This is a genomic window from Chondromyces crocatus, assembly GCF_001189295.1.
Lineage (GTDB): Bacteria > Myxococcota_A > Polyangia > Polyangiales > Polyangiaceae > Chondromyces > Chondromyces crocatus.
In genome coordinates this window covers 8,883,982-8,895,207 of sequence record NZ_CP012159.1, presented here as the reverse complement: position 1 = coordinate 8,895,207, position 11,226 = coordinate 8,883,982, and the positions used below count along the sequence as shown (strand labels likewise).

Sequence of the window (11,226 nt, the reverse complement as noted above, 5' to 3'; positions counted from 1 at the left end):
GAATTCGAATGGGGATCCTGTGTGCCGTGATGGCGGCAGGACTGGGCGCGATCGTGAGCGGCGCCTATCGCATCGAAGTCGAGGACGGTCCCGAGTGGTTCGAACTCGCCGAGCGGCAGCGTCAGCGTCGATTGCACATTACCCCCAAGCGCGGCACGATCTTCGATCGAAACGGAGCTCCCCTCGCCGAGAGTGTCGAAGTCCCCAGCGTTTCACTCGATGCCGTGGAAATGCTGCGGGGGATCGAGCCCCAGTACGTCCCCATGCGGACGACACAGTATGCCGAGAGAATCGCTCAGGCGCTTCATCTCCCCGTCGAGGAAGTCGCGGAGAAGATCAGCCGGCGACGGCGTTTTGCGTGGCTGAAGCGGCGTATTTCCGAGAGCGAAGTCGAGGCGATCCGCGCACTGAGCGATCGCAGCGAGCGCCATCCGATTCGAGGGCTGGTGATCGAGGGTGAGGGAAGGCGCTTTTATCCAAACCGGGAACTCGCTGGCAACCTGCTCGGCTTCGTCGCGCCAGACGGTGAAGGGAAGGAAGGGCTCGAACTCAGCCTCGAGACCCAGCTCCGCGGCGAGGCGTCCGAGGTCCGAGGTCTGCGAGATCGCTCTGGAAAACTGATCTTCTCCGAGACCATTTCCAACGAACAGGCCCTCGCTGGTCACAATGTCTATCTCACGATCGATAAGGTGATTCAGTTCACGGCCGAGCGCGAGCTTCAAGCCGCGCTTGGGACCTACGAGGCGCATGGCGGCTCGATTGTCATCGTGGACCCCGCCACGGGTGAGATCCTGGCGATGGCGAGCGCGCCTGGATACAACCCCAACGATTACTCGAACAGCGACCCCGCTGCGCGCAGAAACCGATGTGTCGTCGACCGCTTCGAACCCGGTTCGACCATGAAGGTGTTCACCATGGCGGCGGCGCTCGCCGCGAAGACCATTTCGCCGTCTGCGAGTCTCTATTGCGAAGAGGGGCGCATGGCGATCGATAACGTCGTCATTCACGATACTCATCCCGCGAAGTGGCTCAGCCCGACTCAGATGCTCAGCCTCTCTTCGAACATCGGGATGGCCAAGATCGGCCTGGGGCTTGGCGAGCAGCGCCTGTACGAGGGATTCCGGCGCTTCGGTTTCGGGGACATCACCGGGGTTCCGCTGCCCGGGGAGTCCAGCGGCGTCCTGCGACCTCGTGGACGGCCCTGGGTTCAGGTCGAGACCGCTTCTTCATCCTTCGGGCAGGGCATCAGCGTCACGACACTCCAGCTTGCGATGGCCATGGCCTCGATCGCGAACAACGGACGCCTGATGGAGCCGGTGCTGGTGAGTCAGGTTTCCGACAGCACCGGGCTCTCACTGATGAAGGCGTCTCCCAAGGTTCGTCGCGAGGTGGTCCCTGGGAGCGTGGCTCGTCTGGTCTCGGACATGCTCGTCGCTGTCACCGAGGGGGAGGGCACAGGAGTCGAGGCTGCGATCCCGGGTTTCCGGGTGGCTGGGAAGACGGCCACGGCGCAGAAGATCGACCCGGCGACCGGGAGGTACACCGATACCCACTATGTCGCCTCGTTCGTCGGCTTCATCCCGGCCGAGCGTCCGCGCGTGAGCATCGCTGTGGTCCTGGATGAACCGATGGGTGGCACCTATGCCGGTGGTTCGGTCGCGGGACCCGTGTTTCGACGGGTCGGAGAGATGGTCCTGCGTCACCTGGGCGTCGCGCCCCGAGGCAGCGATCCCATCAAGCTCTCCGAGGTCGCCAAGCAGGCGGGGAGCAGCGGGCTCGGAGGGGCGCAGGAGACCCCTGGCCAGGACGAAACAGAACCCCGACCCCTGCCGACCCCGAACTCGGCCGCCCTTCGAAGTGGCGGGACCAGCGTGCCCCATGTCAAAGGACTGCCCGCCCGTGAAGCGGTGAGGGCGCTCCTGTCACTCGGACTGACCGTGAGCATGGAGGGGTCAGGCCGGATCGCGCACCAAGATCCAGCCCCTGGCAGCATCGTTCCGAAGGGAACGACGGTACGCCTGGTGTTCGAGTCACCCTCTTGATGAGTCACGGTCCAGCCATGCTCAAGCCTCAGTCCACGCAGGAGATCTCGCTGGACGCGCTCGTGCGAAGCTTGCCCCACGCACGGCTCGTCCCAGCGGATGCTGGCTCTGTCGTCGTCTCGGGCGCGCAGCAGGACTCTCGCCATGTCGCCTCTGGGGACCTCTTCATCGCGCGGGCAGGACTGCGCCTCGATGGAAGCAAATACATCAACGATGCCGTGAGTCGAGGCGCCCGCGCGGTGCTCCTGGAGCCCGGCGCCCTGGTGGACAGCGTCCAGATTCCGCGGATCGAGGTGGCCAACGTCCCGCTGGCCCTGGCGGCTGCTGCTCACGCCATCTACGGCGATCCAACAGCCCACCTGGAGGTCGTCGGGATCACGGGAACGAATGGCAAGACGACGACGGCCCACCTGGTTCAGGCAGTGATCGACCACTGCGGGGGACACGCCGGGATCGTGGGCACGCTGGGTTATCGGTTCGATGGGCTCGACATGCCAGCCCAGCACACCACCCCCGAAGCTGACGCCCTCGCGCGGGTGGCAGCGGCAATGAGGGAGCGTGGTGCGTCCCATCTCGTCATGGAGGTTTCGTCGATCGCGCTGGCTGCGCATCGCGTGGACCACACAAGGTTCTCCGTGGCGGCCTTCACCAACATGACGCAGGACCACCTGGACTACCACGGCACGATGGCGAGCTACGGACAGGCCAAGGAGCGCCTGTTCACCGATCTCGCCCCTCGTACGGCAGCCATTCAGGTTGACGAGCCCTTCGGACGGGCGCTCGCCGAACGATTCCAGGCGTCCTTCGCCCAGCACCCGTTGGCTCGTATCTCATCGCGGATTGAACCTTCATCGCGGGTGGAGGTCGCCCCTTTGCACATCTCCCAGGACGCCAACGGGACCATGCTCGAGGCGAGGACGCCAGCCGGTAACGTGCAAGTTCGGTCCCCGTTGCTCGGCATCTTCAACGTCGAGAACCTGCTGACGGCGCTCTCGATCGCGTGGTTGCTCGGGCTCGATGTCCGGGAAGCAGCGGAAGCGCTCAGCCGTCCCGTTCCAGTTCCGGGCCGTTTGGAACGCTGTGATGTTCCCGGACAGGACGACATCATGGCGCTCGTCGACTATGCCCACACGCCTGACGCACTCCAGCGAACCCTCGCCAGTGTGAGAGGGCTCGGCTCGGGGCGCATCTGGTGTGTCTTTGGCTGTGGTGGTGATCGCGATGCGGGCAAGCGGAGCTTGATGGGCGCTGCCGTGGGGGCCGCCGCCGACATCGCGATTGTGACCAACGACAACCCGCGCGGTGAGAACCCGCAGCGCATCGCTGACGCCATCCTCGACGGGCTACGGGAGAGTGACATCGAGGTCCAGGTGCAGCTGGATCGTGCGATGGCCATCGAGCGTGCCATTCAGAGTGCGAAAGCCGGCGATCTCGTCCTGATCGCTGGCAAGGGCCATGAGCCCTACCAGATCGTGGGTGACGTGACGTCGCCGTTCGATGACCGGGAGGAGGTCAGGCGGGCGCTCACCAAGCGACGAACGAGCCGCGGTCTCAACAGCGGGCCAGCGCTTCAGGGCAAATCATGATTTACGAGCTCTTCTACCCTCTGAAGTTCCACTACGGGTGGCTTCGCTGGCTGAACGTCCTTCGGTACATCCCGTTCAGGACCATCATGGCGACGATCACCGCCATGCTCCTGACCTTCGTGCTCGCTCCCTGGTTCATCCGTGAGCTGAGGCGCAAGCAGATCGGTCAGGTGGTGCGCACCGAGGGCCCGGAGACGCACCGGATCAAAGCGGGTACGCCCACGATGGGTGGGGCCCTCATCTTGCTGTCGCTTCTTCTTCCCACGGTCCTGTGGGCCGACCTGCGTAACCCGTTCGTCCTGGCAACGACTGCCGTCACTGCGGGCTACGGCGTGATCGGTTACCTGGACGACTATCTCAAGATCAAGAAGAAGAGCACTGGCGGGCTCCCGGGCCGCTACAAGCTCATCGGCCAGCTGCTCATCGGTGGTGCAGCGATCATCTACACATTCGTGATCACCGACAAGATCCCGGCCGACTGGGCCGCGATCAAGACACGCCTCTCCGTGCCCTTCGTGGCCTTCTCCAAGTTCCCGATCGACCTTCCCCTCTGGGTCTATGTCCCGTTCGCTGTACTGGTCGTGGTGGCCACCAGCAACGCCGTGAACCTCACGGACGGTCTGGATGGGCTGGCCATCGGTCCCGTGATGATCAACGCGGGCACCTACCTGATCCTGGCCTACGTGGCGGGAGCATCGATCGCGAACTTCTCGCTCGCGACCTACCTGGACATCCCCAAGATCGCCTCTGCCGGAGAACTCTCGGTCTACTGCGGGGCCGTCATCGGCGCTGGCATCGGGTTCCTCTGGTACAACACCTACCCAGCGCAGCTCTTCATGGGAGATGTCGGCGCGCTCGCCCTCGGTGGCGGGCTGGGCATGCTGGCCGTCTTCACGAAGAACGAGCTGCTCTCCATCTTTCTGGGCGGCGTCTTCTTCGTGGAGACCGTCAGCGTCATCACCCAGGTCGTGTCGTTCAAGCTGACCGGGCGACGCGTCTTCCTGATGGCACCCATCCATCACCACTACGAGAAGAAAGGGTGGGCCGAGCCGAAGATCATCGTGAGGTTCTGGATCATCTCCATCTTGCTCGCGCTCGTATCTCTGGCGTCGATGAAGCTTCGGTGAGGCATCCGGTGGACGTAACTGGCCTGAAGGTCGTGGTGGTTGGCCTGGGAAGCAGCGGCGTGTCGGCGGCGCGGCTTCTGCAGACCAAAAGGGCTCGTGTCGTCGCGAACGACGCGTCTCCGCGAGACGCGCTGTCAGCACAGGCGCGGGCTCTGGAGACAGCTGGCATCGAGCTGGTCTCGGGAGAGCACCCCATCGCGCTTTTCGCCGCGGCGGACCTGGTGGTGATGTCTCCGGGGGTCCCTGATTTCCCGGAGCTTTCGGCCGCGACCGATCGTGGCTGCGAGGTGATCAGCGAAGTCGAGCTTGCCTCCCGCTGGCTCTCGGCACCGATCGTCTTGATCGGCGGCACCAACGGGAAGAGCACCACCACCGAGCTCGTCGGCGCGATGTTGAAGAAGGCAGGAAAGCGCGTTTTCGTGGGGGGAAACCTCGGTGTCCCTCTGAGCGAAGCGGTGGGGCAGGATTTCGAGGCGCTCGTCGTGGAGATCTCGAGCTTCCAGGCCGAGCGCTCGAAGTGCCTGCATGCGAAGGTCCACGCCCTCCTCAACGTCACCGAGGACCACCTCGATCGACACCACACCTTCGAAGCCTACGCGGACGCAAAGGGGAACCCGTTCGTTCCGATGCAGCCCGAAGATGTTGCCGTCGTCCCGCACGGTGATGCGGTCGTCGCGGCGCAGGCGGCTCGTGGCAAGGCGAGGATCGTCACCTTCGGCGCCACGCCGCTCGCTCAGGTGGGGGTGGACGGACCCGATATCGTCGATCGCTCGACGGGGAGCCGCTATCCGATCTCCTCACTCCGCTTGCGGGGCTCCCACAACCTCACCAACGCCTGCGCCGCGATCGCCGTCGCCTCGAGCATGGGCGTCTCGCCAGATGCCATCCTGGCCACGCTGACTTCCTTCGAAGGGTTGCCGCATCGCACCGTCTTCGTGGCGGCGCTCGATGGCGTGAACTTCTATGACGACTCCAAGGGCACGAACGTCGGCGCGACGGTCGCGGCACTTTCTGGACTTCCCGAGCCGAAGGTGGTCTTGATTGCCGGCGGGCGGGACAAGCACGGAGACTACGGGCCGTTGGTGGACATCCTACGAGAGCGGGGTCGCGCAGTGATCCTCCTCGGGGAGGCCGCGGAGCGCATCCAGCATGCCGTGGGTGACGTGCTCCCAAGCCGCCGTGTGAAGAGCATGCAGGAGGCGGTCGTGTGCGCCAAGGAACTCGCCCTGCCAGGGGACGCCGTGCTTCTGAGCCCTGCGTGTTCGAGCCTCGACATGTTCCGGGACTACAAGGCCCGTGGGGAGGCGTTCGTGCACTCGGTTCGTGAGCTTTGCGCAGGAGTGGACGCATGAGCATCTGGAGTCGCTTTCGCGCAGGCGATGGCGGCAAGAAAGGCGCGCAACGCAGCGCACCGGCGGCTGGGACTGCGCAAGACCCAGGCCGACGTGGCAACGTGCTGCTGGCGTCGAAGTCGCCCGAAGCGCCGGTCGAGGAGCGCTCCACAGACGAGAGCGTGGCCGCGACCGAGAGCATCCGGCGCCGGACGGGACCCGTCGACGCCGTCCTTGCCGCCACCGTGATCGCGCTGATCGGCTTCGGTGTGGTGATGGTCTACAGCGCCAGCGCGATCGAGGCCACGGTCCGGTACAAGGACGCGCAGTTCTTCCTCAAGCGTCAGGCCGTCTACGCCGTCCTCGCCGTCATCGTGATGGCCGTCGCCAGCCGGATCAACTACCGGAAGATCAAGCCGTTCACATACCCCATCCTGTTCTCCGTCGCGGCGATGCTGCTGGCCACCGTGGCTGGTTTGGGCCACAGGGCGGGCAACGCCTACCGATGGCTGGCCCTCGGGCCCGTCCACGTACAGCCTGCCGAGCTGGCCAAGCTCGGAATCGTGCTCTGGCTGGCCTACTCGCTTTCGAAGAAGCGAGATCAGATCCGCTCGTTCTCCGTCGGCTTCCTCCCGCACCTCCTCGTCGTCGGCGTGCTGATGTTGCTTTGCCTCAAGCAGCCGGACTTCGGGAGCGCGATGGTGCTGCTGTTCCTGACCTTCACGCTGCTCTTCGTCGCTGGCGCAAGGATTCCCTACATCGCAGCGTTCTCCGCGCTCCTTGCTCTCGCTGCGGCAGCGCTGGTTCGGTTCAGCGGTTACCGCTACGCCCGCTACCTGGCGTGGATCGACATGGAGAGCAACCGCGCCGACCTGGCCTACCAGCCGTTTCAGTCCGTCATGAGCTTCGGTTCGGGCGGCGTCTCGGGGCTCGGTCTTGGACGTGGCCTGCAGGTGCTCTACTTGCCGGAGGCGCACACGGACTTCATCTCGGCGATCGTCGGCGAGGAGCTCGGCTTCCTCGGCATCGTCGCGCTGTGCTGTGCGTACCTCGTCATCGTGGCCCGAGGCGTGAAGGCCGCGCTGGCTGCGGACGACGACTACGGGAGCTTCATCGCGTTCGGCATCGCGACGCTGTTCGGTGTCCAGGCGATGGTCAACCTCTCGGTCGCCATGGCCATCCTCCCGACCAAGGGCCTCACGTTGCCACTGGTCAGCTACGGTGGTTCGTCCTTGATCGTGAATGCGCTGGGCGCCGGCATCCTTCTGAGCATCAGCCGCAGCCCAGGGACCGAATCCACGACGGCCTCACCCCGTGAGGCCGCACGGTTGTCGAATTCTGGCGTTGTCGGGGTGGCGGCGGTAAGCAGGGACGCGGCGTGACCACCATCGTGATTGCTGGAGGGGGTACGGGAGGACACGTCTTCCCGATGATCGCCGTTGGCGATGCTCTCCGTGCCCTCTCTTCGGACGTGCAGGTGGTCTACGTGGGCACCGCCCGAGGCCTGGAGGTCCAGCTCATGGGTCGCCGTGGAGACGACCTGCGGCTCCTGGACATCCTCCCCCTCCGAGGCGGAGGGGCTCGAGGCTTCGCTCGAGGGACGGTTGCCGCGATGCGGGTCTTGCCCGAAGCGCGCAAGCTGATTCGAAGCCTCGGAGCGAGCGCGGTCCTGTCGCTGGGCGGTTACGCGGGGGGGCCGGTCGCGCTCGCTGCACGCTCCCTGGGGCTCCCCATCGCCATCCTGGAGCCGAACAGCGTCCTCGGCCTCTCCAACAAGCTGCTCATCCCCCTGGTGGATCGCTCCTACATCAATTTCCCCGAGACCGCGCGTGGGCTTCTCCCCTGGACCGTTCGCCGCCTCGGCGTCCCCCTCCGACGCTCGATGGAGCGAGCGCCCTACCAACCGCGCGAAGGAAAGGTTTCTCTGCTCGTCCTGGGTGGCAGCCAGGGGGCGGCGGCGCTCAACGCGGCGGTCCCCCTCGCGATCGCGTGCTGCCGTCAGGCTGGCCTCTCGCTCGACGTCGTCCATCAGACCGGCAAGGCGTCCGAGGAGAAGGTACGGACGCTCTACGCGCAGCACGGCCAGGACGAGCGCACCCTCGTCACGGCGTTCATCGACGACGTCGCTGCCGCGCTGAAAGCTGCGGACATCGTGGTCGCGCGCTCCGGCGCGTCGACGCTGGCCGAGCTCTGCGCCGTGGGACGCCCCTCGATCCTCGTCCCCTATCCCCACGCGGCGGATGACCACCAGATGAAGAACGCTCGCTCGCTCGAGCGAGCTGGAGGCGCCATCGTCCTCCCACAGCAGGACGCCTCCGAGGAGCGCCTCACGGAGACCATCACGTCACTCGTCATGGACGCGCCGCGGCGAGTCCAGATGGCCAGCGCTGCGGCGAGCTTTGGTCGCCCCGACGCGGCAGCGCGTGTGGCCGCCGATCTGCTCGCCCTCGCGCACGAGACGGCCGGGCGGAGAGCATCTGGTTCGTCGACTGCGCGGGACGAGTCCCCCATCCCACCCTCGGCTGGAGAGTAGAGTTCATGTTTCGCGGCCGCGTCAGGCACATCCATTTCGTGGGCATCGGAGGCGTCGGCATGAGCGGGCTCGCAGAGATCCTGCGCTCGCTCGAGTTCGAGGTCTCCGGTTCCGATCTCAAGGAAGGCTCCACGACCAGGCGCCTCCGCACCCTCGGCGTCCGCATCGACATCGGCCACCGAGCCGAGAACGTGTGCGGCGTCGACGTGGTCGTCTACTCCAGCGCCGTCGACCCCGCCAACCCGGAGCTACTGGAGGCGCGCGCCCTCGGCATCCCGGCGATCGCGCGTGCCGAGATGCTCGCCGAGCTCATGCGGGTCAAGTACGGCGTCGCCATCGCCGGCTCTCACGGCAAGACGACCACCACCTCCCTCGTGGCCACCGTCCTGCGCGCCGCGGGCCTCGATCCGACCGTGGTCGTTGGCGGCAAGATGGCTGCGCTCGGCTCCAATGCCCGCCTGGGGGCAGGGGACCTGCTGGTCGCCGAGGCGGACGAGAGCGACGGATCCTTCCTGCGCCTGACCCCCACCATCGCCGTCGTCACCAACATCGATCCCGAGCACCTCGATCACCACGGCTCTCACGAGAAGCTCAAGGAAGCGTTCATCGAGTTCGCGGCGCGCGTCCCCTTCTACGGCCTCGCCGTCCTCTGCCTCGACCATCCCCATGTGCAGGACATCCTGCCCCGCATCCCTCGACGCCACGTCACCTACGGCATGTCACCCCAGGCCGACTACGCCGCGCGGGGGATCCAGTTCCGGGGCCTGGAGACCAGCTTCAACGCATACCGACGTGGCGAACCCCTCGGCGGCTTCACCGTCAGAATGCCGGGAGCGCACAACGTGCTGAACTGCCTCGCCACCATCGCCGTGGCGGACGAACTCGAGGTCCCCCTCGACGTGACGAAGCAGGCACTTGCGACCTTCGGCGGCGTCGCCCGGCGCTTCTCCGTGCTGGGGACCTTCGGTGGCATCACCCTCGTGGACGACTACGGACACCACCCTGCGGAGGTGCGCGCCACGATCGAGGCCGCGCGCCGCGCCTTCCCCGGCGAGGATCACCGTGTCGTCGTGGCGTTCCAGCCTCACCGCTACAGCAGGACCCGCGATCTCTTCGACGAGTTCACGCGCGCCTTCAACCTGGCGGACGTGCTTCTCATGACGGACATCTACCCTGCCGGAGAGAGCCCCCTCCCGGGCGTGACCGCCGAGCGCTTGCTCCAGTCGATCCGCGAGCATGGCCACCAGGACGCCACCTACGTCCGCGACAAGGACCAGCTCCCCTCCGTGCTGGAGAGCATGGTGCGCCCTGGTGACGTGGTCATCGCGCTCGGCGCTGGCGACATCAACGCGGCCGTGCGCGAACTCAGAACGAAGCTCGAAGCCCGCTCCGGCGGGACGGCACCGGGCTCGGAGACCGCCGAACCGTGAACAACCAACGCCGCTCCAGCGCGCCCCCGCCGCCCAACCGCCGCGTCGCTCCTTCGCAACACGGCTCCGCTCCGCCCCCCAAGCAGGCGGGAGCCACGGCGAGTCACGCGGGCCGCGCGGGGAAGGACGCCGCGCGGAGCAGCGACAGGCCCCCCTCGAAGCCACCGACACCGCCGGCGAACGAGCGACGGCCCTCGAACGAGCACTCCCCGCCGCCGCCTGCCACCAGTGTCTCGGTTCGTCCCCCCGAGGAGCCGACGGCTGCTGCTCCGGCGCGCAGCCCCAAGCGACCCGCGCGCCTGCCGCAGGGCTTGCGCTGGCTCCAGGTCGTGGCCGGCATCGCCGTGGTCCTCGCCGCCTCGATCGCCGTCGGCTGGGGCGCGCGTCGATACGTCATGTCGAGCCCGCGCTTCGCGATCCGCTCCGTGCTCATCGAAGGCGAGCAGCGCCGGAGCGCACAGGAGGTAGCGACCACTGGCGGCATCGAGGTCGGGAGCAACATCTTCACCCTCGACCCCACGATGGCCTCGGCTGCGATCTCCGCGGATCCCTGGATCGAGAAGGCGACGGTGACGCGCCGCCTCCCCTCCACCATCCACGTCTCCGTCGTCGAGCGCGAAGCGCAGGCCCTCGTCGCCATCGGAGGCGAGCTTTACCTCGCGACCCGCGATGGCGATCTCTTCAAGCGTCACGACGGCGACGACCCCGCGGACCTCCCCGTCGTCACCGGCATCTCACCCGAGCAAGTGGCCAAAGATCGCCCTGGCGTCGTCCTCGCCGTGCGTCGCGCGCTCGACGTGCTCGACGAGTTCGATCGTGCCGGCATCTCTCGCCGTTACCCCGTCCAGGAGCTGCATCTCGTCAAGGATGGAACGCTCGTCTTCATGATCGGCAAAGAGGGCATCTCCTTGCACCTGGGTAACCCACCTTACCGCGAAAGAGTCGCGCAGGCGGCGCAGGTCTTGAACGAGCTCGCCAGGCGGAAGGCGAACGCTTCCGTGCTTTTCCTCGACAACGAAGCGCATCCGGAGCGGGTCGTCGTCCGGATGAAATGACTCCCGCGACCAAAATTTGTCCGATTCGGTCGGAGCATGTCAGCGTCCTCCCTGCCCGAATCGGGAGCGGTCCCAGGCCGCGTGGCCCAGCGCCATGACCTGCGTTCTGCCGACTCCGTGAC

The 11,226-nt window shown here is 66.4% G+C and carries 8 protein-coding genes; all 8 read left to right on the top strand.

Features of this window, described 5'->3' with window-relative positions; genetic code table 11:
- The first annotated feature begins 8 nt into the window (after positions 1-8).
- The 8 genes from CMC5_RS32090 to CMC5_RS32055 are packed head-to-tail and all read left to right on the top strand — an operon-like array spanning position 9 to position 11,104.
- The gene (locus tag CMC5_RS32090) at positions 9-2,042 is read left to right on the top strand and encodes a penicillin-binding protein (RefSeq protein ID WP_245677875.1); all 2,034 of its coding nucleotides are present in this window, start codon (positions 9-11) and stop codon (positions 2,040-2,042) included.
- 17 nt (positions 2,043-2,059) lie between these two features.
- A complete protein-coding gene (locus CMC5_RS32085) occupies positions 2,060-3,628 on the top strand; it encodes a UDP-N-acetylmuramoyl-L-alanyl-D-glutamate--2,6-diaminopimelate ligase (protein WP_063796386.1) in 1,569 nt (522 codons plus the stop codon).
- Positions 3,625-4,755, top strand: coding sequence for a phospho-N-acetylmuramoyl-pentapeptide-transferase (gene mraY / locus CMC5_RS32080; protein ID WP_050433967.1), 1,131 nt, complete (start codon positions 3,625-3,627; stop codon positions 4,753-4,755). Before CMC5_RS32085 ends, mraY begins: the two co-directional genes overlap by 4 nt.
- Complete coding sequence (gene murD / locus CMC5_RS32075; RefSeq protein ID WP_245677874.1) at positions 4,752-6,107, top strand: UDP-N-acetylmuramoyl-L-alanine--D-glutamate ligase; 1,356 nt, start codon at positions 4,752-4,754, stop codon at positions 6,105-6,107. The genes mraY and murD overlap by 4 nt, the downstream gene beginning before the upstream one ends.
- Complete coding sequence (ftsW, locus tag CMC5_RS32070) at positions 6,104-7,468, top strand: putative lipid II flippase FtsW (protein ID WP_082362974.1); 1,365 nt, start codon at positions 6,104-6,106, stop codon at positions 7,466-7,468. The genes murD and ftsW overlap by 4 nt, the downstream gene beginning before the upstream one ends.
- Positions 7,465-8,619: an undecaprenyldiphospho-muramoylpentapeptide beta-N-acetylglucosaminyltransferase gene (gene murG, locus CMC5_RS32065; RefSeq protein ID WP_082362973.1), complete on the top strand. Its 1,155-nt coding sequence runs from the start codon at positions 7,465-7,467 to the stop codon at positions 8,617-8,619. The genes ftsW and murG overlap by 4 nt, the downstream gene beginning before the upstream one ends.
- A gap of 5 nt (positions 8,620-8,624) precedes the next feature.
- The gene (gene murC / locus CMC5_RS32060; protein ID WP_050433964.1) at positions 8,625-10,049 is read left to right on the top strand and encodes a UDP-N-acetylmuramate--L-alanine ligase; all 1,425 of its coding nucleotides are present in this window, start codon (positions 8,625-8,627) and stop codon (positions 10,047-10,049) included.
- Complete coding sequence (locus CMC5_RS32055; RefSeq protein WP_050433963.1) at positions 10,046-11,104, top strand: cell division protein FtsQ/DivIB; 1,059 nt, start codon at positions 10,046-10,048, stop codon at positions 11,102-11,104. The genes murC and CMC5_RS32055 overlap by 4 nt, the downstream gene beginning before the upstream one ends.
- Positions 11,105-11,226: the final 122 nt, after the last annotated feature.